This is a genomic window from Bradyrhizobium sp. SZCCHNS30572, assembly GCF_032484415.1.
Taxonomy (GTDB): Bacteria; Pseudomonadota; Alphaproteobacteria; order Rhizobiales; family Xanthobacteraceae; genus Bradyrhizobium.
Map to the genome: position 1 here is coordinate 334,989 of NZ_JAUESY010000001.1, position 24,011 is coordinate 358,999.

21 protein-coding genes are annotated in these 24,011 nt (G+C 66.1%); 13 read left to right on the forward strand and 8 right to left on the reverse strand.

Features of this window, described 5'->3' with window-relative positions; genetic code table 11:
* Positions 1-57: 57 nt before the first annotated feature.
* Together QX048_RS01485 and QX048_RS01490 are read right to left on the reverse strand one after the other, a co-directional pair.
* Positions 58-429 carry a YqjD family protein gene (locus QX048_RS01485; RefSeq protein WP_315713842.1) on the reverse strand — a complete coding sequence of 124 codons (372 nt, stop codon included), beginning with the start codon at positions 427-429 and terminating at the stop codon, positions 58-60.
* Between the two features lie 80 nt (positions 430-509).
* Complete coding sequence (locus QX048_RS01490; RefSeq protein WP_315713843.1) at positions 510-1,628, reverse strand: AI-2E family transporter; 1,119 nt, start codon at positions 1,626-1,628, stop codon at positions 510-512.
* A 218-nt stretch (positions 1,629-1,846) separates the two neighbouring features.
* On the opposite strand from QX048_RS01490, the gene QX048_RS01495 reads away from it, so the two are divergent.
* Both QX048_RS01495 and QX048_RS01500 read left to right on the forward strand, forming a co-directional pair.
* Positions 1,847-2,596: a L,D-transpeptidase gene (locus tag QX048_RS01495; protein WP_316169504.1), complete on the forward strand. Its 750-nt coding sequence runs from the start codon at positions 1,847-1,849 to the stop codon at positions 2,594-2,596.
* Between the two features lie 15 nt (positions 2,597-2,611).
* Entirely contained in the window at positions 2,612-3,271 is a 660-nt protein-coding gene (locus QX048_RS01500) for a DUF2865 domain-containing protein (protein ID WP_315713845.1), read from the forward strand.
* A gap of 13 nt (positions 3,272-3,284) precedes the next feature.
* On the opposite strand, the gene QX048_RS01505 is transcribed toward QX048_RS01500, so the two are convergent.
* Complete coding sequence (locus tag QX048_RS01505; RefSeq protein WP_316200331.1) at positions 3,285-5,378, reverse strand: methyl-accepting chemotaxis protein; 2,094 nt, start codon at positions 5,376-5,378, stop codon at positions 3,285-3,287.
* A gap of 178 nt (positions 5,379-5,556) precedes the next feature.
* On the opposite strand from QX048_RS01505, the gene QX048_RS01510 reads away from it, so the two are divergent.
* Positions 5,557-5,712, forward strand: a complete 156-nt coding sequence (locus QX048_RS01510; RefSeq protein ID WP_315713847.1) for a Thivi_2564 family membrane protein — start codon at positions 5,557-5,559, stop codon at positions 5,710-5,712.
* 64 nt (positions 5,713-5,776) lie between these two features.
* Here QX048_RS01510 and QX048_RS01515 read toward each other — a convergent pair whose 3' ends face one another.
* The 3 genes from QX048_RS01515 to QX048_RS01525 all read right to left on the reverse strand — a co-directional run bounded on the left by QX048_RS01515 (position 5,777) and on the right by QX048_RS01525 (position 10,551).
* The gene (locus QX048_RS01515; protein ID WP_316200330.1) at positions 5,777-7,939 is read right to left on the reverse strand and encodes a malate synthase G; all 2,163 of its coding nucleotides are present in this window, start codon (positions 7,937-7,939) and stop codon (positions 5,777-5,779) included.
* 1,234 nt (positions 7,940-9,173) lie between these two features.
* On the reverse strand, positions 9,174-9,635 hold the full coding sequence (locus QX048_RS01520; protein ID WP_316200329.1) for a hypothetical protein: 462 nt from the start codon (positions 9,633-9,635) through the stop codon (positions 9,174-9,176).
* Positions 9,636-9,822: 187 nt separating this feature from the next.
* A complete protein-coding gene (locus QX048_RS01525; protein WP_316200328.1) occupies positions 9,823-10,551 on the reverse strand; it encodes an MgtC/SapB family protein in 729 nt (242 codons plus the stop codon).
* Between the two features lie 380 nt (positions 10,552-10,931).
* On the opposite strand from QX048_RS01525, the gene QX048_RS01530 reads away from it, so the two are divergent.
* Entirely contained in the window at positions 10,932-11,924 is a 993-nt protein-coding gene (locus QX048_RS01530; RefSeq protein WP_316172647.1) for a cytochrome-c peroxidase, read from the forward strand.
* Positions 11,925-12,128: 204 nt separating this feature from the next.
* On the opposite strand, the gene cysC is transcribed toward QX048_RS01530, so the two are convergent.
* Together cysC and cysD are read right to left on the reverse strand one after the other, a co-directional pair.
* Positions 12,129-14,045 carry an adenylyl-sulfate kinase gene (cysC, locus tag QX048_RS01535; RefSeq protein ID WP_315713854.1) on the reverse strand — a complete coding sequence of 639 codons (1,917 nt, stop codon included), beginning with the start codon at positions 14,043-14,045 and terminating at the stop codon, positions 12,129-12,131.
* Positions 14,046-14,059: 14 nt separating this feature from the next.
* Positions 14,060-14,884, reverse strand: a complete 825-nt coding sequence (gene cysD / locus QX048_RS01540) for a sulfate adenylyltransferase subunit CysD (protein WP_315713855.1) — start codon at positions 14,882-14,884, stop codon at positions 14,060-14,062.
* A gap of 204 nt (positions 14,885-15,088) precedes the next feature.
* On the opposite strand from cysD, the gene cysG reads away from it, so the two are divergent.
* From cysG to QX048_RS01585, 9 genes are all read left to right on the forward strand, one after another.
* Positions 15,089-16,519, forward strand: coding sequence for a siroheme synthase CysG (gene cysG, locus QX048_RS01545; protein ID WP_315826003.1), 1,431 nt, complete (start codon positions 15,089-15,091; stop codon positions 16,517-16,519).
* Positions 16,520-16,834: a DUF2849 domain-containing protein gene (locus QX048_RS01550; RefSeq protein WP_315713857.1), complete on the forward strand. Its 315-nt coding sequence runs from the start codon at positions 16,520-16,522 to the stop codon at positions 16,832-16,834.
* Positions 16,835-16,843: 9 nt separating this feature from the next.
* The gene (locus QX048_RS01555) at positions 16,844-18,499 is read left to right on the forward strand and encodes a nitrite/sulfite reductase (protein WP_316165798.1); all 1,656 of its coding nucleotides are present in this window, start codon (positions 16,844-16,846) and stop codon (positions 18,497-18,499) included.
* On the forward strand, positions 18,486-19,004 hold the full coding sequence (locus tag QX048_RS01560; protein ID WP_316191672.1) for a DUF934 domain-containing protein: 519 nt from the start codon (positions 18,486-18,488) through the stop codon (positions 19,002-19,004). The genes QX048_RS01555 and QX048_RS01560 overlap by 14 nt, the downstream gene beginning before the upstream one ends.
* Positions 19,001-19,726 carry a phosphoadenylyl-sulfate reductase gene (locus tag QX048_RS01565; RefSeq protein WP_315826006.1) on the forward strand — a complete coding sequence of 242 codons (726 nt, stop codon included), beginning with the start codon at positions 19,001-19,003 and terminating at the stop codon, positions 19,724-19,726. Before QX048_RS01560 ends, QX048_RS01565 begins: the two co-directional genes overlap by 4 nt.
* A 211-nt stretch (positions 19,727-19,937) precedes the next feature.
* On the forward strand, positions 19,938-20,930 hold the full coding sequence (locus QX048_RS01570) for a sulfate ABC transporter substrate-binding protein (protein ID WP_316165795.1): 993 nt from the start codon (positions 19,938-19,940) through the stop codon (positions 20,928-20,930).
* A gap of 207 nt (positions 20,931-21,137) precedes the next feature.
* Positions 21,138-21,974, forward strand: a complete 837-nt coding sequence (gene cysT, locus QX048_RS01575; RefSeq protein ID WP_315713861.1) for a sulfate ABC transporter permease subunit CysT — start codon at positions 21,138-21,140, stop codon at positions 21,972-21,974.
* Between the two features lie 8 nt (positions 21,975-21,982).
* Entirely contained in the window at positions 21,983-22,891 is a 909-nt protein-coding gene (gene cysW / locus QX048_RS01580) for a sulfate ABC transporter permease subunit CysW (protein WP_316165794.1), read from the forward strand.
* Entirely contained in the window at positions 22,881-23,918 is a 1,038-nt protein-coding gene (locus tag QX048_RS01585; RefSeq protein ID WP_316169490.1) for a sulfate ABC transporter ATP-binding protein, read from the forward strand. The genes cysW and QX048_RS01585 overlap by 11 nt, the downstream gene beginning before the upstream one ends.
* The last annotated feature ends 93 nt before the right edge of the window (positions 23,919-24,011 follow it).

Consider the following 24,011-nt stretch of genomic DNA (forward strand, 5'->3'; position numbering starts at 1 on the left):
CGGCGCCGAAAACGCGGCGCCGAAACAAGACGACCTCTGGATTTCAGGGGCCAACCCTCAGCGTCTCCAGGCGGCGCCGATGAGAAATCCGAGTCCGAGCGCAAGACCCACGGTGGCGAGTGGGCGATGGGAGATCACGTCCTCGAGGCGCTCCTCCAGCGAGTTTGCGGCATCCTGGGCTGCACCAAACATCGCAGTGCCGCGCTCGGACATGTCGTCGAACGTCTGGTCTACGTTCTCGCGTGCCTGACGATAGCCGCTGCGGGCCTGCTTGCTGGCCTGCCCAGCGAAAGCATTGAGCGCGTCGGTGATCTGTTCGGTGAGAGCTGCGATATCGTTTTTCACGGCGTGGACATCCTTCTGCAGGCGTTCGTAGTTCGCTTTGTCGACGAGATCTTTCAGGGCGGTCTCACCGTCAGTCGGTGGCATGGCAAGCTCCCGGAGCAAGGTGATTGCGTCTGCTCGACAAACGCGGGGTCTCAGCCGAAGTTCCGACGGTGGAAACCGAATTAGTCTGCCGGCAGTTGCGGCGAGTCGTCCGGCAGCAGATGCTCCTTGACGATGAGGGCGACGATCAGGAGCGGCGAGGCAAGGAAGGCTCCCATCGGGCCCCACAGCCAGGTCCAGAATGCCAGCGCGATGAACACCGCGAGTGCGTTGAGAGCCAGCCGCCTGCCGATGATGGTCGGCGTGACGAAGTGGCCTTCCATGAAGGTGATCACGGCGAAGATGGCGGGCGCGACCATGCCGGCGCTCAAGGTCGGGAATGCGATTGCGCCGACCAGGACGAGCACCGCGAACATCGCGATCGGCCCGATGATGGGGATGAAGTTCAGCGTTGCCGCAAGCGCCCCGAGGCCGGCGGGATTGGGCATGCCGGCGAGGGCGCAGGCGAGGCCGGCTGCAATACCGACACCGGTGTTGATGAGCGTCACTGTCAGGAGGTAGTTGCCGAGGTGCAGCTCGAGCTCATTGAGGATGCGCAGCGTCCGCAGCCGTGCCTCGTGATCACCAAAGGTCATGATCAGCGCTCGCCGGAGATCGCGCCAGCTTGCGATGAACAGCACGAGCGTCGCGAAGAACAGTAGGAATTCGGTGAAGGTCGGCGACAGGAATTCGATCGTTGGCTGAACCCAATCGAACTTGGGGAGCTCCAGGCTGGCCGAGGCTTGTGCGCTTCCGCCGCCGACGGCCGCCTGCATTTCGTGCCACAGCGCGAGCGGTCGATCGAAGACGTGCAGCTTGGCCTTGAGCGTCGTGGCAAGCTCGGGAAGGCGATTGGTCCAGTCGAGCACAGGCGCCGAAATCAGGCCAATGATGAAGGCGAGCCCGGTGGCAACGGCGATCACGATCAACACGGCGCCGACGCCGCGCGGCACGTGATGGCGTTCGAGGAAGTTGGCGGCCGGCGACAGCATGGTGCCGACCACGAAGGCCATGACGATCGGCAGGAAAAACCCCCGGGCGACATAGAGGACACCCGTCACGCAGACGGCCGTGAGGATGACGAGAGCGATGGCGACGACGTCAGCCCGCCTGATCACGGGCGGTACTTCTTGGTGACTTTCATTCAAGGCTGAATCGTCGTTCCCGCTGGCGAGCAGCCGCTCGGTGGGAAGTACACGCACCATGAATCTCCCGATCGAGTCGTTCGCGCACAGCTCGCGTGGTGACGTTCTCGTCATCCAACAGCCGAGGGGCCATCCGGTTCCGTCGCGCAAACGTGAGAACTCATACGCTTGACTGACGCAGGGCGACCACACCGGGCCGGAACTACGGCGAGACGTTCGGCGTTTGGAAAGCAATCACGCATCGTACCGCGATGCTCGTCTGACAGGGGCACTCCATGACACAGCTCGTTTCCGATCACCGCAGCTTTGCGCGGACCGCTTCGCTGATCGCCGGCGTCGCGGTTCTTCTTGTTGCTGGTCCCACCGCGTCTCACGCACAGAGCCTCGGATATGCGTCGGTCGAACAGCAGCAGGCCTTCCCGCCGGACGAGGCGACTGCACCCGCCGTGGAGCAGGACGAGGACAGCCGGCTGCCCGACAGGTTGCGGCGCACGATCGTCAATCTCGATACGCGGGAGGCGCCGGGGACGATCATCATCGATACCGGCAATACCTATCTGTACTACGTGCTCGGCGGCGGCCGCGCGCTGCGCTACGGCGTCGGCGTGGGGCGCCAGGGCTTCACCTGGTCGGGTGTCCAGACGGTGACGCGCAAGGCGGAATGGCCGGACTGGCATCCGCCGGCGCAGATGATCGCGCGCCAGCCCTATCTGCCGCGTTTCATGGCCGGCGGCCCGGGCAATCCGCTCGGCGCCCGGGCCATGTATCTCGGGTCCAGCGAGTATCGCATCCATGGCACCAACGACCCCACGACGATCGGCAAGTTCGTGTCGTCGGGCTGCATCCGCCTGACCAATGAGGATGTTTCCGACCTGTTCAGCCGCGTGCAGGTGGGGACGAAGGTCGTGGTGCTGCCGAAGGCCGGCTCGCTGCAGGCGCGCACCAATGCCGGCCGTACGCCGCGCGTGACGTCGCTGCCGTCGGGGCGGCAGGCGATGTCGCTGCCCGTCTCGGCCGTCAATTGATATGGGAGCGGAATGATGAACGGTCGACGTGCACTCGCCGCCATTGCAGTGGCAACCATGGCAACCGCGGGTGCGTTGGCAGCGCCGACCACAGCGGGCGCGCAGGATTTTTTCTCGGCGCTGTTCGGCGGCTTCAACGCACCGCAGCGTCAGGCGCCCTATATCCGGATGCCGTTCGCCGACGAGGCGCCACCGGCGCCACGGCCGGCCCCGCGGGGCGACGTCACCTATCGCGGCGGCAGCAGCAGCGTCGCCTGGTGTGTCCGCACCTGTGATGGCCGCTACTTCCCGCTCGGCGCGACCGGCGACCAGAGCAAGGAAGCCGCCTGCAACAGCTTCTGCCCGGCGGCCAAGACCGAGATTGTCTATGGCAGCTCGATCGACGGTGCCGAGACCGATGGCGGCAAGCCGTATTCGGCGCTGCCCAACGCCTTCAAGTATCGCACCGAGATCGTCGACGGCTGCACCTGCAACGGCAAGGACCATTTCGGCCTTGCCAAGGTGTCGATCGACAACGATCCGACCCTGCGCAAGGGCGACGTCGTCGCCAGCGACGACGGCCTCAAGGTCGCCAACCGGACCGGCAGCGGCAAGCGCGCCGAGCTGAACTTCTCGCCGGCGCCCGCGGCGTTGCGCGCGAAATACGAGCGCGCGCCGGTGACGGCGTCCGACTGATCCTGCGAGGTCGTCAGGCGGCGCGGATCTTGCCGAGGAAATCCCTGACCTGATGACCGAGATTCCTGCTCTGGCTCTCCAGCGTCTCTGAGGCGGTGCGCACGTTGTCGGCCGCCGCCGCAGCGGCATCGGCGTCCGATTTGACGCCGGTGATGTTGTCGGAGACGTTCCTGGTGCCGTCGGCGGCGAACTGGGTGCTGCGCGAGATCTCCTGCGTCGCCGCCCCTTGCTCCTGCACCGCCGCGGCGATCGCGGTCGCCACCTCGTTGACCTCGCCAATGATGCCGCCGATGCGCTTGATCGCGTCGATCGCGTCATTGGCGACGCGCTGGATGTCGGCGATCTGCTCGGAAATCTCGTCGGTCGCCTTCGCGGTCTGGCTCGCCAGCGTCTTCACCTCGGAGGCGACGACGGCAAAACCCTTGCCGGCTTCGCCGGCGCGCGCTGCCTCGATGGTCGCGTTCAGCGCGAGCAGGTTGGTCTGCGAGGCGATGCTGTTGATCAGCCCGACCACCTCGCCGATCCGATTGGCCGATTGTGCCAGCCCCTGCACCGTGCCGTCGGTCATGCGGGCCTGCTCCACCGCGCGGCTGGCAATGCCGGCCGCATGCGACGCCTGCTTGCTGATGTCGGCGATCGAGGCGTTCAATTCCTCCGCGGCCGAGGCGACCGTCTGCACGCTCGTCGATGCGTCGCTCGAGGCCTTCGAGGCCTCCTCGGCGCGGGCATTGGTCTGCCGCGAGACGTTGGTCAGTCCGGCGGACGTCGCCTGCATGTCGGTGGAGGCGCGGCCGAGCTGCTCGAGCGAGTCGCGGACCAGCCCCTCGAACTCGCTCACATAGCTTTCGATCGCCCGCTGGCGCGCGACCGTCGTTTCGTTGCGTTGGCGCTCCTGGGCCTCGATCGCGAGCTTGTCCTTGGCCTGCTGCTTGAACGTTTCGAGCGCGCCCGCCAGCGCACCGATCTCGTCCTGTCGCTGCATGTAGCCCGTCTCGACGCTGAGGTCGCCGCCCGCAACCGCCAGCATGGCATCGCGCATTCTGTTGAGGGGCTGGATCACCCGGCGGCTCACCAGCATCAGCGCGGTGCCGCCGATCACGGTCGCCGCGATCAGGAGGCAGAGTTCGACCCCAAGGGTCCGCATGGCCGCCGCATGCTGCTCCTCGATATAGGTCCTTGCGGTCTCGAGCGCGGTCTCGGCGACCGCAACCGCCGCATTGAGGCGCCCGACCGTGAACGGGCTCCATTTGTTGGCGACCATCTCTGGCGTCTCGCCGCTCGCGAGCGCGTTGACGAGGCGATCGCGCAGCGCCGTGTACTCGGTCTCGAAATAGGCCTTGCGCGTGGCCTCCAGCGCGGCCGTCATCGCGGCCGGCCATTTTGCGCCGCTGGTCGCGAGTTCGAGCGCCTTCCATGCGGCCTCGGCGCCGCCGACCGCTTTGGTATAGTTCAGCCGCGCCTCGGGCGTGATCTTGCCTGCGGCGAGGCCGTTCGAAACCAGGAAGGAGGCATCGCCGGCGGTGTTGCGCAGCAGCCATGCGATCTGCTTGATCTGCAACAGCTGATCGATGGTCGGATCCGCATGGTTGACCTCGGCGGCGAGAATGGCCTGGATCTTCTCCAGCGTCTCCAGCAGCCTGTCCTCGGTCTGCATGTATTCCTTGCCGAGCGCCAATCGGCGCGACGCCTTCGGCTTGGCGACCTCCTGCCAGAATTCCCTCTGCTGATCGCTCAGCGTTGTCAGCAGTTGTTGGAATTGCGAGAGCAGCGCCGCCTTGTCAGCAAACTCGATGCCCGGAAGGGTGCCCAGCGCGCGGCCCATGGCGGGCATGGCGACGTCGCGCAGGCCGCGGACGTATCGCTCGGTCTCTGGCTCGACCTTCTCGTCCACGGTCACCATGCGGTTCGAGGTCGAGCGGTCGGCCCGCAGCTTGTCCATCGCCTTGAACATGCTTTCGGAGGCATCGACGATCGAGCTGATGCGCGCGGTGAGCTCGAGCTGCTGCCACGAATTGTAGGCCCGCGAGGCGAACAGGCCGACAAACAGGCATGCCGTCACCAGGATGATGGCCTTCAACGTCGTGGAAATGGTCAGGCGGTTCAGCATGTTGATCTCCGATTCACCGCATTTGACCGCAGACCCGTAAAAATCTGGATGAGGGCTGGCTCCGTTGAACTACGGAGACAGTCGTTGAGCACTCAGGTTCCGGGAGTGGAACTACCAGCCGCCGAGCGTGTTAGCTGATCACCGCCAGCGCATCCTCCTCTCGTTCAGGGGCTCATTCATGCTCGTCAGTGCTCTCGTCACCTTTCTCGTCGTCATCCTCATCCTCTATTTGATCAACCTGCTGCCGATCGACGGCCGGGCCAAGCAGATCTGCCGCGTGATCGTCATCGTGCTCGGCGTGATCTCGCTGCTTCGATTCATCGCGGTGATATGATCTGGCATCATGTTACCTCCGGCAGATCAAAAAAAGCCCCGGCGGATGGCCGGGGCTTTTCGCATCAGGCGCTTGCCTTCGCCTCGCGGCGCCGCGCCGTGAGGATGTATTCGGTGTAGCCGTTTGGCTGGGTGCGGCCTTCGAACACGAGGTCGCAGGCCGCCTTGAACGCCACGCCGTCGAACGACGGCGCCATCGGCTGATAGAGCGCGTCGCCGGCATTCTGCTTGTCGACCACGACGGCCATGCGCTTCAGCGAATCCATCACCTGCTCCTTGCTGACCACGCCATGGTGCAGCCAGTTGGCGAGATGCTGGCTCGAGATGCGCAAGGTGGCGCGGTCCTCCATCAGGCCGACATCGTGGATGTCGGGCACCTTGGAGCAGCCGACGCCCTGGTCGATCCAGCGCACGACGTAGCCGAGAATGCCCTGGCAGTTGTTGTCGATCTCCTGGCGCACGTCGTCGGGCGCCCAGTTCGATTGCGACACCGGAATGGTGAGGATGTCGCCGAGCTTGGCGCGCGGGCCGCCCTTCGCGAGTTCCGCCTGGCGGGCGTGGACGTTGACCTGGTGATAGTGCAAAGCGTGCAGCGTCGCCGCGGTCGGCGACGGCACCCAGGCGGTGGTGGCGCCGGCCTGCGGGTGGCCGATCTTCTGCGACAGCATGTCGGCCATCTTGTCCGGCGCGGCCCACATGCCCTTGCCGATCTGGGCATGGCCAGGCAGGCCGCAGGTCAGGCCGTTGTCGACGTTCCAATCCTCGTAGGCCTTGATCCAGGGCTGCGCCTTCATCTCGTTCTTGCGGATCATCGGACCGGCTTCCATCGAGGTGTGGATCTCGTCGCCGGTGCGGTCGAGGAAGCCGGTGTTGATGAAGACGATGCGCTTGGACGCGGCCTGGATGCACGCCTTGAGGTTCACCGTGGTGCGGCGCTCCTCGTCCATGATGCCGACCTTCATGCTGTTCTCGGGCAGGCCGAGCATCTTCTCGACGCGCGCGAACAGCTCGACCGTCAGCGCCACCTCGTCCGGGCCGTGCATCTTCGGCTTGACGATGTAGATCGAGCCGGTGCGGCTGTTCCTGACCTTGGAGAGACCCTTGAGGTCGTGCATCGCGAGCAGGCCGGTGACGGCGGCGTCGAGAATGCCCTCCGGCACCTCCTTGCCCTCGGAGTCGAGCACCGCGTCGGTGAACATGTGATGCCCGCAATTGCGGATCAGCAGCAGGCTGCGGCCGTGCAGCGTGAGGCTGCCGCCGGACGGCGTGGTGTAGCTGCGGTCGCTGTTCAGCGCGCGGGTGAGTGTCTTGCCGCCCTTCTCGAAGTCGGCCGACAGCGTGCCGTTCATCAGGCCGAGCGTGTTGCGGTAGACCAGCACCTTGTCCTCGGCGTCGACGGCGGCGACCGAGTCCTCCATGTCGAGGATGGTCGAGACCGCGGCTTCCAGGATCATGTCGGAGACGCCGGCCGGATCGTCCTTGCCGATGACATGGCTGCGGTCGATCACGACCTCGACGTGGAGGCCGTTGTTGGCAAGCAGGATCACGGAGGGCGCGTCGGCCGAGCCTTGATAGCCGGCGAACTGGTCGGCGTTCTTGAGCGCAGTGGCGTTGCCGCTCTTCAGCTTGGCCGAGAGCTGGCCGGCAATGACGCTGTAGGCGGTGACGTCGGTGTGGCTGCCGGTGGCGAGCGGCACGGCGGCGTCGAGGAAGGCCTTGGCCTTGGCGATCACCTTGTCGCCGCGGGCCTTGTTGTAGCCCTTGCCCGCTTCGCTCGGATCGTGCGGGATGGCGTCGGTGCCGTAGAACGCGTCGTAGAGCGAGCCCCAGCGCGCATTCGCCGCGTTCAGCGCGTAGCGGGCGTTGGTGAGCGGCACCACGAGCTGCGGCCCGCAGATCTTGCCGATCTCTTCGTCGATATTGGCGGTCTCGACCTTGTGCGTGGCCGGCTCGGGCAGCAGGTAGCCGATCTCCTTCAGGAATGCGGTGTAGGCGCCGAGGTCGAAGGCCTTGCCCTTGTTGGCGAGGTGCCAGGCGTCGATCTTGTGCTGCAGGGCGTCGCGGACGGCGAGCAGCTCGCGGTTCTTAGGGCCGAGATCGCGCAGGATCGCGGCAAGGCCGGCCCAGAACGCGTCCGGATCGATCCCGGTCTTCGGCGCGGCCTCCTTGGCGATGAAGTCGAACAAAACGGGGGCGATCTTCAGTCCATGGGCGGCGATACGGGTCATGATGAGACGTTTCTCTCGAATAGGGCGACGTTGCGCGTGTCTTGGGCGTGCTGAAATGGCCGCCTCGAAGGCGGCGTGTGCAGTGCATTTAGCGCCAAAGCGGGGGCCACGAAAGGGGGGAGGGGTATCGCAGTTGGTCGGGGGAGGGCAGCGGACAGGCGGGCTGGTTCCGGGCGGAGTGATGACAAGTAATTTCGCACGACCGCCTCAGAGTTCGGCCGCGAGCCCACAGCCGTGCAGAGCCCTCGGATCGGGCACGCTGCCACCCTCCCCTGGAGGGGGAGGGTCGACTCGCAACGAGCGAAGCGAGATGCGAGGCGGGGTGGGGTGATCTCTCCACGAGCGCCGGTGCCCGTGGCATCACCCCACCCCGCCGCGCATCGCTGCCGCGACGCGCGCCGACCCTCCCCCTCCAGGGTAGGGTGACAACGCACAGCGTGCCGCAAATGGCGTTTCGACGTACACCAAACGGCTGCGGACAACTCAACGAAGGTGATCGCTCGTGGTGGTGATGGCTCATGCAACTTCGTCCTCGCGGCGCCTGTTCGCGTCCGAGCTTTGCACACTTGCCGCCCCTCGATCACGAGAGGCGCAGGGAAGGCCGGGTGCAGGCTGCACCCATGGCCCGCCTGCAGAAAAAAATGCAGGCGGCAGTCACCACAGGTTCAGCCGGACATCCGGCCTTCCCTGCGCGATGGCTCTACGGTTGCTCCGTGGTCTCCCCGGTGCGCCGGGCTTTCTGGTCACCGTTGCCTGCGCAGCGCGTTGGCGCTGTGCAGGCGTGGCATCGGCATCGGGATGCCAGGACCCCACGACTTGGCCGTGCGCCTCGGGGCTGTCCGTCGACATGATCGCTCACGCCGCAGCCCAAAGCGCCCACCGCATCCCGCACCCGACGTCCGTGACGGTCGCGAAACGTCCCTCGTGTGGGACGGGATGAACATAGACCTATCATGATTTCTGAAAAAAAGAAAGTAGAATTTTGGGGCGGGAGGATTGGACGGCGCGCGCAGCTTGATGGGACCCAAAGAATTCGTTTCTTGGTGCACAGGAATCATGCCGGCGTGCAGCCGTGACGAGATGGAGGCTGCAAACGAACGCAGGGTGAGCTCGAATGTTGGTCGCGGCTGTCTGTCGGCTCTTCGCGCAGGATGCCATGCATGCGCTTGGTCGGCTCGGAGCGGTGAGTACACGCCGCTGCGGCATCGCATTGCCTCCCTCCGCCACTGCGGAGCTATGCCCACGCCATGCCGATCACGATCGCAGGACGGTCGCTTTCCTTGTTGGGTCCCTCAATCACGCGCCTGCCGACCTGTGCGCCGCGCTCGCGCCGATGGCGACGATCCAAGCGCCTCGCTACCGTCGTCAAGCTGTTGGCAAGGCGTCCGATCGATGCGGTCGCCTGCTTGATGAGAAACAGGATCGTCGTGACGCGACTGAGGATGCCGACGAGAAGCAGGACGGAGAAGATATCGATATAGGCCAGGATATCGCCGACGAGCATCAGTTCGGGCGGGATCGGGATGCTATGATAATAGGCCAGGCCGAGGATGATGACCGGCAGGAAGGCGACGATCCGCCTCAGTGTCAGCCGGTCCAGGAAGGCGGCGAACTGGACGACGAAAACGTCCCACAGCCAATCGCCAAGGAGAGCCGGCTGATCGATGGTCCATTTTCTCCAAAGCGCCTTCCACATCGGCTCTGGCCCTCCGTCGGATCGCTCACGATTGAGCATACCACCTTCGAGCCGGACGGGAACCGTGCTTCGAGACCGCGCTCGAACTCTCGGCATCAGCCTTTGGGTCTGATCAATGGAGCAGATTCAGAGGCAGGTCGGGAGGATCTTGCGATGGACAGCGATGACCGCAGCAACGCTGCTCCCCTCACGCCCTTGACGGCGCCAGACGGAATTCCACGACGTCCTCGGCCGTGGACAGGTCGCGCGCCATCGTTGCGGTCTCGAACCGGCCGGCGGCCTGCAGCACCAGCTCGAAATGGAATTGCCGCTTCGCCTCGCTGTATTCGTAGCACCAGTCCAGCACGTCGAAGCCATAGGCCCGCATGCATTCGCGCAGTTCTGCCTCGCTCGGCTGCAGGCCGTGGCGGTAGACGACCGACAGCGACAGCGTGGTCTGATGCGGCAGCCATTTCTCGACTTGGCCGAGCAGGGTCATCGCGGCCAGCGACAATGCCGTGGCGCACAGCGCGGTGCCGTAGAAGCCGATGCCGATGATGATGCCGATCGCCGACGTCATCCAGATCGAGGCGGCCGTCGACACGCCGCGGATGGTGAAGCCGTCCTTGATGATGACGCCGGCGCCGAGGAAGCCGATGCCGGTCATCAGGCCCTGGATCACGCGCGTCGGATCGGAGACGGTCGGCGACACCGCCATTCCGCCATACCAACTGCCGGGAAAGCCGTTGATCGCCGTCAGCAAGGTCGATGCGACGCAAACCAGGGCGTAGGTCCGCATGCCGGCCGCGCGTCCGTGATAGGTGCGCTCGTAGCCCAGCAGCAGGCCGACGGCCGCCGCACCCACCAGGTGCAGCAGCAGAATCCCGTTCGTCTCCAGTTCGGCCGTCGACCAATAGGCCGCCAGATGCTCCATCATGCGCCTCGACCGCGTTGCTGCGGGTGGCGTGAACTGTGCGGATCAAGTGCTAATTTCTGCTTGCCGATGCGGCGGCCGCGCCGTGGGCAAACTGCTGTCCAGGCACGAGCCGGCGCACTCCTCCGTAGTTCTCCGGCCAGGATGCGCGCAGCGCCTGACGCGCCGGCGCGCCGTCGTCGATGGAGGCGACAGGTTCTCACATTCGCCGCGCCGGCTGTTCTCGACGCACGCCGGCATCGCGTCCGCCGATGGCGGTCAGGCCGTGCACTGACGCCGCTCAATCCCGCCTGCGCCGATTCATTGCCCCCGCACAGTCCCACTTCGGACGTAAAAGCTATCGATAACGATTTGCATCAAGGGGATGTCGGGGGAGACGGGCGATGTCGTTCACGGGGCTGCGGTCGGTCGTCTTGTGTCTTGGCCTGCTCGCCCTGCCCGCGCTTGCGGCGGACAAATCTGTAGCGCCCTATCTCGCGGCAGCTCCGCAAAAGCCGACCTTGCTGCAAATGCTGGCTTCAGCGTTGAAGCCGAAATCGGCGCACGCGGCGTCGTCCGAGCACAGGCCGAGAATCCGCCACGCCACCGCGGCGGTGAGGAAGCAGCCGAAGGCGCCGTCAGCACCTGCCGTGACCGAGGCGCCGGTGGCCGAGCCCACCACGGTCGGCGCCGCCGTGGCGCCACCGGCCCAGCTCTCCGAAGCCGAACTCGCCGCCAAGGGGCTGGAGCTGTTCAACGACGCGAGCCTCTCCGGCGGCAGCAAGGCGTCCTGCGCGACCTGCCACTTCTCGACCGGGCATACCAACAACAAGACCTATGTCGGCCTCGACGTGGTCGCCGACGGCGATCCCAATGGCCGGAATACGCCGACGCTGTGGGGTGTCGGCGAGCGTGCGGTGTTCGGCTGGGCCGGCCAGGCGCCGACCCTGGAGGACAGCATCCGCGGCATCATCGTCAATCGCATGAAGGGGCCGGAGCCGTCGCCGGAGACCCTGGCGGCGCTGGTCGCCTATGTGCGCACGCTGAACTATCCGGCGAACTGGCAGGTCAAGGGGGACGGCACGCCGAGGGAGGATGCCAGCGCGGCCGTCAGGCGCGGCTATGAGCTCTATATCGGCGACGGCGGTTGCGGCACCTGCCATCAATTGCCGAGCTTCGACAAGAAGAGCAAAGACGACATCGGCACCGGCGGCAAGTTCAAGGTGCCGACCCTGCATGCGGCCGCGTCGACCGCGCCGTATTTCCACGACGGCCGCACGGCGTCGCTGCGCGACGCCGTCAAGCTGATGTGGGAGTTCTATGCCAAGAAGATGGAGACGCGACTGCCGACCGAGGCCGAGCTCGACGATCTCACCGCCTATGTCGGCGCGCTGTAGCTTCGGGCTGAGCTGGGTCGCGCTTCACCGTCATTCCGGGGCGATTGGCAATGCGCAGCCGTGAAGCGGCTGTGCGTTGACGATCGAACCCGGAATCCCGAAGTGATTCGGGGATTGAGCGCAAGGCAATGTCGAGATTCCGGGTTCAAGGCCTGCGGCCTTGCCCCGGAATGACGGAGTGCATGACAAGTCTGGAAGCAGACGTCAGATATTCGCGCCGAGATCGGCGATGTCGTCGAACAGCACTGATGTCCGCGACAGCAGCGCCTCGAGCTCGTCGGTGGCGTCCGCAATTCCGCGCGTCGCGGTGTCGATCACCAGCTCCGCATCGAGCGGCGGCTCGTAGTCGGTGCCGATGCCGGTGAAGTTCTGCAGATTGCCGGCGCGGGCCTTGGCGTAGTGGCCCTTGGGGTCGCGGCTCTCGCAGATCTCGGCGGCCGTCGCGACGTAGACCTCACGGAACAGGTCGCCGGCGACGCGGCGCGCAGCCGCGCGGTCCTCGCGCGCGGGAGACACCGCCGCGACGATCGCGATGTGGCCGTTGCGGGCGAGATGGGTCGCGACCTCGGCGAGGCGACGGATGTTCTCGGCGCGGTCCTCCGGCGTGAAGCCGAGATCCTTGTTGAGGCCGGCGCGGACGGTGTCGCCGTCGAGCAGCACCGGGGCGCCGCCGCGGCTGAACAGCCGCCGCTCCAGCGCGCGCGCCAGGGTCGACTTGCCGGCGCCGGGCAGGCCGGTCATCCACACGACGGCGCCCTTGTGGCGATAGCGGTCGGCGCGCTCCTGCGGCTGCAGCGCCGATTCCACCGGCATGATGTCGATCGGTGCGGCGCGCTTGCCAGCGGCGATCGACAGCACCAGCCCGCCGCCGGCGATGCGGCCCTGCACCTCGATGACGAGACGGCCGGTGCGCGCATTCTCGGTGTAGGGATCGACGGCGACCGGCTGGGTCAGTGCGATCTCGATCTCGCCGACATGGTTGCGCGCGATCGATGCGTTCTCTTCGTTGGACAGCGAGCCCGGGTCGACCGCCTTCGCGATCGCGACGACGCTGCCGCGCGCCTCGCGGGTGCCGAGCCGGACCAGGATGCTGTCGCCTTTCGACAGCGGCTGGTCGTGCAGCCAGAAGATGCGCGCATGCAGCCGGCGCGCCGCCTGCGGCTCGCGGCCGACATGGGCGATGACGTCGCCGCGCTCGATGAACAGCTCGCGATCGAGCGTGATGCCGACCGAGCGGCCCGCGCCCTGCGCCGTGGTCACCGGGGTCTGCGGCCAGCCCTCGACGGTCCTGATCTTGGCGATCTTGCCGGCGGGCATGATCACGATCTCGTCGCCGGCGCGCAACTCGCCGGCCTCGACGCGGCCGGCGACGATGCGGCGGTCGTCGAACTTGTAGATCGCCTGCACCGGCAGGCGCAGCGGCAGGCTCGACAGCGGCTTGGCCGGCTCCAGCCCGTCGAGCGCCTCGACCACGGTCGGGCCGTCGTACCAGCCGATCCGCGAGGTCAGCTCGGCGACGCCGTCGCCGTCTCGCGCTGAGATCGGGATGACGGCGACCGGCTTGACGCCGAGGCCTTCGAGATGCGCCGAGATCTCGGCCTTGATCGCGTCGAAGCGGTCTTCGCCGAAATCGACGCGGTCCATCTTGTTGACGACGACCGCGACCTGCTTCACGCCGAGCAGATGCAGGAGATAGCCGTGGCGGCGGGTCTGGTCGCGCACGCCTTCGAGCGCGTCGATGATCAGCACCGCGCCATCGGCCTGCGAGGCGCCGGTGATCATGTTGCGCAGGAATTCGGCGTGGCCGGGCGCGTCGATCAGCACGACCTCGCGCGCATTGGTGCGGAAGCGGATCTGCGTGGTGTCGATGGTGATGCCCTGGTCGCGCTCGGTCTGCAGCGCGTCGAGCAGGAACGACCATTCGAACGGCATGCCGCGGCGGGCGGAGACGGCCTGCAGCATCTCCAGCTTGCCCTCGGGCAGGCTGCCGGTCTCATGCAGCAGACGGCCGACCAAGGTCGACTTGCCGTGGTCGACATGGCCGACGATCACGATGCGGACCTGCGGACGGGTGGTGCCGTTCGGCGTGGCGGGGACGGCTGACGGGACTCGCATGTTCATCGCCTCGTTCCCCCTCACAGATAGCCGGCGACGCGAAGCCGCTCGAAGGCGTCTTCGGTCTCGTGGTCGAGCGCGCGGCCGGCACGCTCGGGCACCTTGGTGCTTTCGAGTTCGGCGAGAATCTCGGGGATGTTCGAGGCGTTCGACGCGACCGGGAAGGTGATGTCCTGATCGCCGAGCGAGCGATAGCGCTTGCCGTTCTTGGACAGATACAGCGGGATGATCGGAATGTTCTCGCGCGCCGTGTAGGCCCAGATGTCGGCCTCGGTCCAATGCAGGATCGGATGGATGCGCAAGTGAGCGCCCTGCGGCGGCGAGGCGTTGAAGTGATCCCAGAATTCCGGCGGCTGGTCGCGCACATCCCAATGGCCCTCGGCCCCGCGCGGCGAGAACACGCGCTCCTTGGCGCGCGTCGCCTCCTCGTCGCGGCGGATGCCCGCGATCAGGCCGTCGAAGCCATGCTTGGCGAGCGCCATCTTCAAGCCTTCGGTCTTGCGCGCAGCCGAGCGTGCGGCGGGCGGCAGGGTGGGATCGACGGCATCGATCGGCGGGCACGGCTCGACCTTGAGATCGAGGCCCCATTCCTTCGCGTAGGTGTCGCGGAAGGCGTACATCTCGGGAAACTTCTTGGCCGTATCGACATGCATGGCCGGAAACGGCACCCGGCCGAAGAACGCCTTGCGCGCCAGCCAGATCATCACGTTGGAATCTTTTCCCAGCGACCACAGCAGCGCCAGCTTCTTCAGCCGTGCAAAGGCCTCGCGAAGGATGTAGATGCTCTGCGCCTCCAGCTCGTCGAGATGGTCCATCGTCGGTGCGGCGTTGAGGACGCGCGGCATGGAAGATGCTTGCTCGATCTCGGAGGAGGGTAACCGATCTCTGGAAACGTCGTTGGTGAGAATGTGCATGCTATCAGCCATCGCCTGCCTGGGAGAAAATTCTATGGCGGAGCCAAGGAATAATTTTCTCTTTACGTCGTAGGCGGGACACTTATATAGAAAATAATTCCAGTCAACCCCCAAGTGCCGAAGCTGAAGAACGCAATGCAATATCTGCCGGTGTTTCTCGATCTGAAGACCGGCCCCGTGCTGCTGATCGGCGCGGGCGAGCTCGTGCGCGCCAAGCTTCGCGTGTTGCTGTCCGCGGGCGCACGGATCCGCTGGTTCGCCACCGACGGCGACTTCGATCTCGCGGGTCTGCGCGATCAGCACGGCCAGATCGAGCGCGCCGAAGGCGACCCGCTGAGCGCCGATCTCACTGGCGTCATCGCCGTGCTGTGCGCGGGCGCTGGCGACATCGGCGTTGCGATGTCGGCGCGGGCGCGCAGCGTTGGTCTGCCCGTCAACGTGATGGACGACCTCGCGCATTCCAGCTTCATCTTTCCGGCGATCGTCGATCGCGGCGACGTGGTGGTGGCGATCGGCACCGGCGGCTCCTCGCCCGTCGTGGCACGCCGCGTGCGCGAGCGCATCGAGGCGCTGCTGCCGGCGCGGATCGGCGAGCTCGCGAGCTTCATCGGCGACTTCCGCAAGACCATCAACCCGCAGATCGCCGAGATGACGCTGCGCCGCCGCTTCTGGGAGCGCATCGTCGACGGCCCGATCGGTGCACTGGTGCTGGCGGGCCGCAAGCAGGAAGCGGAGGCGGCGCTGCATGGCATTGCCGATCCCACGGCGTTTGCGGGCGCCGATCATGCCGGCCGCAGCAACGGCCATGTGACCTTGGTCGGCGCCGGTCCCGGCGATCCCGACCTGCTGACGATCAAGGCGCTGCGCGCGCTGCAGGACGCGGATGTCGTGTTCTACGACGAGCTGGTCACGCCTGAGATTCTCGACCGCATCCGCCGCGATGCCTCGCGCGTGCCGGTCGGCCGCCGCGTCGGCAAGCCCGGCATTGGCCAGGACGCTGTGAACAGGCTGCTGATCGAAGCGGCACGCGAGGGCAAGCGCGCGGTCAGGCTGAAAGGCGGCGACTCCTACGTGTTCGGCCGTGGCGGCGAGGAGGTCGATGCGCTGCGCAAGGCGGGCGTGTCCTACACGATCGTGCCCGGCATCACCGCCGGCCTCGGCGCCGCCGCGCAGTTCGAGGTGCCGCTGACCTTCCGCAGCAAGGCGCTGCGCATCACCTTCCTCACCGCGCACAAGGAGCGCGATGCCGAGGCGGTCGACTGGTCGGCGCTGACTGACACCAAGATGACCGTCGTCGTCTACATGGGCATGACCGCGGCGCCGGCGGTGCGCGCAGGGCTCCTCGCGGCGGGCCGCTCGCCGCAGACGCCGGTGGGTGTGTTCGCGAAGGTGACGCGCCCCGATGCGCAGGCGGCGGTCGGCACGCTCGATCAGTTGCCGGATCTCGTCGGCCAAATCGATGGCGGTCCGGCCATCCTCATCATCGGTGACGTCGTGGCGCACTCCGCGCCGTGGCGTCAGCAGACTATCAGTGGCGTGATCGCACAACTCCTGGAACCCGTCTGAATGACCTCCCCGCTGCAACAGAAGATCAAGATCACCGGTCCCTCGATCATCACCGCGAACCGGACCTGGGATGGCGCGGTGATCTACCGCACCGGCACCAAGAGCTGGTCGGATGAGCTCTCCGATGCGGCGATCGTCCGCACCGCCGACGAGGCGCGCGCCCTGCTGTCGGAAGCGGTGGCCGACGATCTCGGTGCGATCGGTCCCTACATCGCGCCGGTCGAGGTGGGCGCCGACGGTGCGGTCAAGCCCGGCAATATGCGCGAACACATCCGGCTCACGGGCGCCTCCATCGCGCTCCCGGCTCAAGTCTGAAGGCCTGTCATGTACGCTTATGACGAAATCGACCGCACCTTGGTCAACGAGCGCGTCGCCGAATTCCGCGACCAGGTGAAGCGGCGCCTGTCGGGCGAATTGTCCGAGGACGAGTTCAAGATGCTGCGGCTGCAGAACGGCGTCTATCTGCAGCTCCACGCCTACATGTATCGCATCGCCATCCCCTACGGCACGCTGGCGTCGAACCAGCTTCGCCGGCTGGCCCATGTCGCGCGCCGCTACGACCGCGGCTACGGTCACTTCACGACGCGGCAGAACATCCAGTTCAACTGGATCAAGCTCGCCGAGCTGCCGGATGCGATGGCCGACCTCGCCGAGGTCGGCATCCAGTCGATGCAGACCTCCGGCAACAACATGCGCAACGTCACCTCGGATCAGTGGGCGGGCGTCGCGCCGGGCGAGGTCGAGGATCCCAGGATCTGGGCGGAGCTGCTGCGCCAGTTCACGACGCTTCACCCGGAATTCTCGTTCCTGCCGCGCAAGTTCAAGATCGCGATCACGGCGTCCGACCACGACCGCGCCGCGATCAAGATCCATGACATCGGCCTGCGTCTCAAGAAGAACGAGCAGGGCGAAACCGGCTTCGAGGTGCTGGTCGGCGGCGGCCTCGGCCGCACGCCGTTCATCGCCAAGACCATCAAGCCGTTCGTTCACGGCCACGACATCCTCAGCTATGTCGAGGCGATCCTGCGCGTCTACAACCAGTACGGCCGCCGCGACAACATCTACAAGGCGCGCATCAAGATCCTGGTGCATGAGCTCGGCATCGAGAAGTTCGCCGCCGAGGTCGAGGAGGAGTGGCAGCAGATCCGCGACGGCGTGCTCAAGCTCGATCAGGGGATCATCGAGGACATCCGCTCGCGCTTCTTCTATCCGGCCTACGAGACGCTGCCGCACATGCCGGACGAGCTCAAGCAGGCCGCGCACGATCCGAAGTTCGAGGCCTGGCGCAAGAACTCGGTCTTCCCGCACAAGGTGCAGGGCTATGCCATCGTGACCGTGTCGCTGAAGCCCATAGGCAAGCCGCCTGGCGATGCGACCGCCGACCAGATGGATGCGCTGGCCGACATCGCCGACAAATACTCGTTCGGCGAGATCCGCGTCGGGCATGAGCAGAACCTGGCGCTGCCGCACGTCCGCAAGCGCGACCTGCCGGCGGTGTGGAAGGCGCTCGAGGCCATTGGCCTCGCGATTCCCAACGTCAACCTCGTGTCCGACATCATCGCCTGCCCGGGGCTGGACTACTGCTCGCTCGCGAACGCGCGCTCGATCCCGATCGCGCAGGAGATCACCCGGCGCTTCGCCAATCACGATACGGCGAACCTGATCGGCCGGCTGCACATCAACATCTCCGGCTGCATCAATGCCTGCGGCCACCATCACGTCGGCCACATCGGCATCCTCGGCGTCGAGAAGAACAACGAGGAATTCTACCAGATCACGATCGGCGGCCGTGCCGACGAGGGCGCCGTGCTCGGCACCCTGATCGGACCCGCGGTGCCCTATGCCGAAGTTGCCGATGTCGTCGAGGACATCGTCGAAGCCTATCTTGCGCTGCGCGCGAGCCCTGAGGAGCTGTTCGTCGACACGGTGAAGCGGCTCGGGGTCGAACCATTCAGGGAGCGGGTCTATGCCACTCGTTAAGGGCGGACACATCATCGCGGACACGTTCGTCCGCCTCACCGACGATGCCGAGCTGCCGGCGCAGGGCGCGATCCTCGTCTCGGAGACGCGCTTCCTCGCCGGCCCCGACGCGCCGGTCGGCCGCGCCACCGGCAAGCTCGGCGTGATCTGGCCGAACAATCGCGACGTCGACGATCTCGTGCCGTATCTCGATCGGCTCGCGCTGGTCGCGCTGGTGTTTCCGAGCTTCCGGGACGGCCGCGCCTACACCCAGGCGCGCCTGCTGCGCGAGCGCCATGGCTTCCGCGGCGAGCTGCGCGCGACCGGGCAGGTGCTGCGTGACCAGTTCGTGTTCATGCTGCGCGCCGGCTTCGACGCCTTCGAGGTCAAGAAGCAGGCGGATGCCGAGGCCTTCACCGAGACCGTGAAGCGCTATTCGGTGTTCTATCAGCCGACCGGCGATGGCCGGATCTCGGCGCTGCATCAGCGCCTGCAACTGCGCCATTCGGAGAGTGCCGGGCTGTGAGCACGCTGGCTGCATCGCCTTCCGTTGCGGAGATCCCGGTCGCGGCGCTCGACGCCGCGCTGCGCACCGCCGCGCCGCATGAGGTCATTGCCGCTGCTCTCGCGGCGATCGGTCGCGAGCGGCTGGCGGTGGTGTCGTCGTTTGGAACGGAGTCGGCCGCGCTCCTGAAGGTGACGTCCGATGTCGATCCGGCGATCCCGGTGATCTTCCTCGACACCGGGCACATGTTCGCGGAGACGCTGGCCTATCGCGACCGGCTCATCGAGATCCTCGGCCTGCAAGACGTGCGCTCGATGAAGCCGGACGCCGCCACGCTCGAGCGCGAGGACGCCGGCAACGATCTGTGGTTCTCCGATCCCGACGCCTGCTGCCGCATCCGCAAAGTCGAGCCGCTGGCACGCGCGCTGGCGCCGTTCGCCGCCTGGATCAATGGCCGCAAGCGTTTCCAAGGCGGCTTGCGGGCGGCGATCCCGGTCGTCGAGCAGGACGGCGTGCGGGTGAAATTCAATCCGTTCGCCAATGTGACCCGCGAGGAGATCGCGGCGATCTACCGCTCTGCCGATCTGCCGCAGCATCCGCTGGTCGCCGCCGGCTTCCGTTCGATCGGATGCATGCCCTGCACAAGCCGCGCCGACTCCGGCGAGGACGAGCGGGCCGGCCGTTGGCGCGGTCGCGACAAGACCGAATGCGGCATCCACACGGTCGCGACCTCGACGGTGTAGTTCGAAACTCACCGGCCGGCTGACCTGGCAGCCCATGACGACATTGTGCCGCGGCAAGAACAGCTATCCCAACGCCGAGCGCTTCGTAGCAAAATGCCTATGTCCGGCCGGAAACAAGAAAATCCGGTTCCGTTGACTCCGACGTGAACATTTGGCGATCTGCAGTGCGCGCCTGCAACATTGCGGGCGGTGAATGGAACGGAGAGCTTGGATGAAGATGCGACGTCTTCTGGCAGCGGTCGCAGGCCTGGCATGGGCAGGATCGGCCCATGCCGCGGACATCAGTCTGCTCAACGTCTCCTATGACCCGACCCGCGAGCTCTACGTCGAGTTCAACAAGGCGTTTTCAGCCGCGTATCAGAAGGAGACCGGCAAGAGCGTCGAGGTCAAGCAGTCGCATGGCGGCTCCGGCGCGCAGGCCCGCAGCGTCATCGACGGGCTGCAGGCCGACGTCGTGACCCTGGCGCTCGCCTATGACATCGACGCGATCGCGGGCAAGGGTCTGCTCGACAAGGATTGGCAAAAGCGACTGCCGCAGAATGCCTCGCCCTACACCTCGACCATCGTTTTCCTGGTGCGCAAAGGCAATCCCAAGGGCATCAAGGACTGGGACGACCTGCTCAAGAAGGGCGTCGACGTCATCACGCCCAATCCGAAGACATCCGGCGGCGCGCGCTGGAACTACCTGGCCGCCTGGGGCTATGCGCTGAAGAAGTTCGGCTCGGCCGACAAGGCCAAGCAGTTCGTCGGCGACCTCTATCAGCACGTCCCTGTGCTCGACACCGGCGCCCGCGGCGCCACCGTGACCTTCGTGGAGCGCGGTGTCGGCGACGTCCTGCTCGCCTGGGAGAACGAGGCGCATCTGGCCCTGCGTGAGTTCGGCAAGGACAAGTTCGAGATCGTCGCGCCGCAGCTGTCGATCCTGGCCGAACCGCCAGTTGCGGTGGTTGACTCGGTGGCCGACAAAAAGGGCACGCGAAGTGTGGCTGAATCCTACCTGAAATACTGGTATACAAAGGAAGGTCAGGAAATTGCCGCACGCAACTCCTACCGTCCGCGTGATCCCGAGGTGGCCAAGAAGTACGAGGCTGCCTTCGCCAAGGTCGAGCTGTTCACCATCGACGAGGTGTTCGGCGGCTGGACCAAGGCCCAGAAGGACCATTTTGCGGAAGGCGGAATCTTCGATCAAATCTACAAGAATTGATCGAATCAGAAGGAACAAGTTGGTGACCGCCGATCTGATACGGCTTCGAGACAACAAGGCAAGAAGCTGGCGTTGCGGCGATCTGCGATATCGCGCATGAGACGCGGTCCCCGGTCTCGATTGCCGAGACGAGGCTGGGGGCGGCGGGCGTACACCACAATCGATTCAAGCCCATCGACACCGATCATCAACGGACCAGGCCTTTTTTTGAACGTACTTGCACCACGTCGCAGCACCTTGCCAGGCTTTGGTCTCACCATGGGGCTGACGCTGACCTGGCTGTCGCTGATCGTCCTGATTCCACTGGCGGGACTGTTCGTTCGCTCGACCGATCTCAGCCTGGAGCAGTTCTGGGGCATCGTCACCAGCCGTCGCACCTTGAGCGCGCTGAAGATCTCGTTCGGGCTCGCCTTCGCCGCCGCCTGCGTCAATCTGGTGATGGGCACCATCGTCGTCTGGGCGCTGGTGCGCTACCGCTTTCCCGGGCGCCGCCTGTTCGACGCCATCGTCGACGTGCCGTTCGCGCTGCCGACGGCAGTGGCGGGCGTGGCGTTGACGGCGCTGTTCGCACAGAAGGGCTGGCTCGGCGCGCCGCTCGCCGCAATGGGCATCAAGGTGGCGTTCACGCCGCTCGGCATCTTCGTTGCGATGATCTTCATCGGCATCCCCTTTGTCGTCCGCACCGTGCAGCCGGTGCTGATCGATCTCGATCCGGAGATCGAGGAGGCGGCAGCGAGCCTCGGCGCCGGCCGCTGGCAGATCGTGGCCCGCGTGATCCTGCCGAGCCTGACGCCGGCGCTGCTCACCGGCTTCGCACTCGCTTTTGCGCGCGCGGTCGGCGAGTACGGATCGGTGATCTTCATCGCGGGCAATCTGCCGAACGTCTCCGAGATCGCGCCGCTGCTGATCGTGATCCGGCTGTCCGAATTCCGCTACGCCGATGCCACCGCGATCGCGGTGGTGATGCTGGTCGTGGCGTTCCTGATCATCTTTGCCGTGAACCGGTTGCAGCGCTGGGCGCAGAGCCGGGCGCCCTTGAACTAGGACCCGACATGAGCGTGGAGATGACCCTGCAGGCGCCATCCGTGGCATCGTCCGCGGCCAGCCCGCACGTCGCGCAGGCCGGCCGCCCCGATCCGCGCACCGAGCCGCGCCTGGTCCGCATCGTCATCACGACGCTGGCGTTGGCGTTCCTGTCGGTGTTCGTGGTGCTGCCGCTGATCGTCGTGTTCGTGGAAGCGTTCGGCAAGGGCATCGCGGCCTATTTCACCGCGCTTGCCGACGCCGAGGCGTGGGCCGCGATCCGCCTGACGCTGCTGGTGGCGCTGGTCTCGGTCGGAACCAATCTCGTGTTCGGCCTGTGCGCCGCCTGGGCGATCGCCAAGTTCGACTTTCCGGGCAAGACGTTCCTGATCACCCTGATCGATCTGCCGTTCTCGGTGAGCCCGGTGATATCGGGCCTCGTGTTCGTGCTGCTGTTCGGCGCGCAGGGGTTCTTCGGCCCGTGGATGCAGAGCCATGGCCTGCAGATCCTGTTCGCCTTTCCCGGCATCGCGTTGGCGACCGTGTTCGTGACCTTCCCGTTCGTGGCGCGCGCGCTGATCCCGCTGATGCAGGAGCAGGGCACGCAGGAGGAGGAGGCGGCGATCTCGCTCGGCGCGTCCGGCCTGCAGACGTTCTTCCGCGTCACGCTGCCGAACATCAAATGGGGCGTGCTGTATGGCGTGCTGCTCTGCAACGCGCGCGCGATGGGCGAGTTCGGCGCCGTCTCGGTCGTGTCCGGCCATATCCGCGGCGAGACCAATACGATGCCGCTGCTGGTCGAGATCCTCTACAACGAATACCAGATGGTCGCCTCGTTCGCGATCGCCTCGCTCTTGGCGATGCTCGCGCTGATCACGCTGGTCGTCAAAACCGTCCTCGAACGGCAACTCGATGAGGGAGGTCCGCGTGACCATTGAAGTCAGGGGTGTCGTCAAGACGTTCGGCACGTTCAAGGCCCTCGACGGCGTCGATCTCAAGGTCGCCGACGGCGAATTGCTGGCGCTGCTGGGCCCGTCCGGGTCGGGCAAGACGACCTTGCTGCGGATCATCGCCGGGCTGGAGTGGCCCGATTCCGGCGAGATCCTGTTCGACGGCGAGAGCGCGCTCGATCGCGGCGCGCGCGAGCGTCACGTCGGCTTCGTGTTTCAGCACTACGCGCTGTTCCGGCACATGAACGTGTTCGAGAACGTCGCCTTTGGCCTGCGCGTGCAGCCGCGCCGCATCCGCAAGAGCGAGGCTGAGATCCGCGCGCGCGTGAAGGAGCTGCTCGACCTCGTCCAGCTCGACTGGCTCGCCGATCGCTATCCGAGCCAGCTCTCCGGCGGCCAGCGCCAGCGCATCGCGCTGGCGCGCGCGCTCGCCATCCAGCCGCGCATCCTCCTGCTCGACGAGCCGTTCGGCGCGCTCGACGCCAAGGTGCGCAAGGAGCTGCGGCAATGGCTGCGCACCCTGCATCACTCGATCAACGTCACCTCGATCTTCGTGACGCATGATCAGGAGGAGGCACTCGAGGTCGCGCACCGCGTCGTGGTGATGGACAAGGGCCGCATCGAGCAGGTCGGCTCGCCGAGCGACGTCTATGACAGCCCGGCGACCGCGTTCGTGCACGGCTTCATCGGCGAGTCGATCATGCTGCCGGTCGAGATCGCCAGCGGCGCGGTACATCTCAACGGGCGGCCGCTGGACCTGGCTGCGGAGGGCGTGGCCGCGGGCGCCTCGACCTTGTTCGTGCGCCGGCACGACATGCTGATCGGCCCCGCGGACAGCGGCACGCTGCACGGCGCCGTCACCCACGTCCGCAGCTTCGGCCCGGTGCAGCGCGCCGAGATCGCGCTGACTGAAGGCTCGACCATCGAGATCGACGCCCCCCGTGACCGCGAGCTCCGGATCGGCGACCGCATCGGCCTGAAGCCGCGGCATTATCGGATTTTCGCGGCCGGGTAGGGGCTGCTCGGGCTCGTCCCGGCTCTCTGCCAAACATGCGGTGTCGTCCCGGACAAGCCCGGCAACGCGAAAGCGTTGGCGGGCGCTGATTCG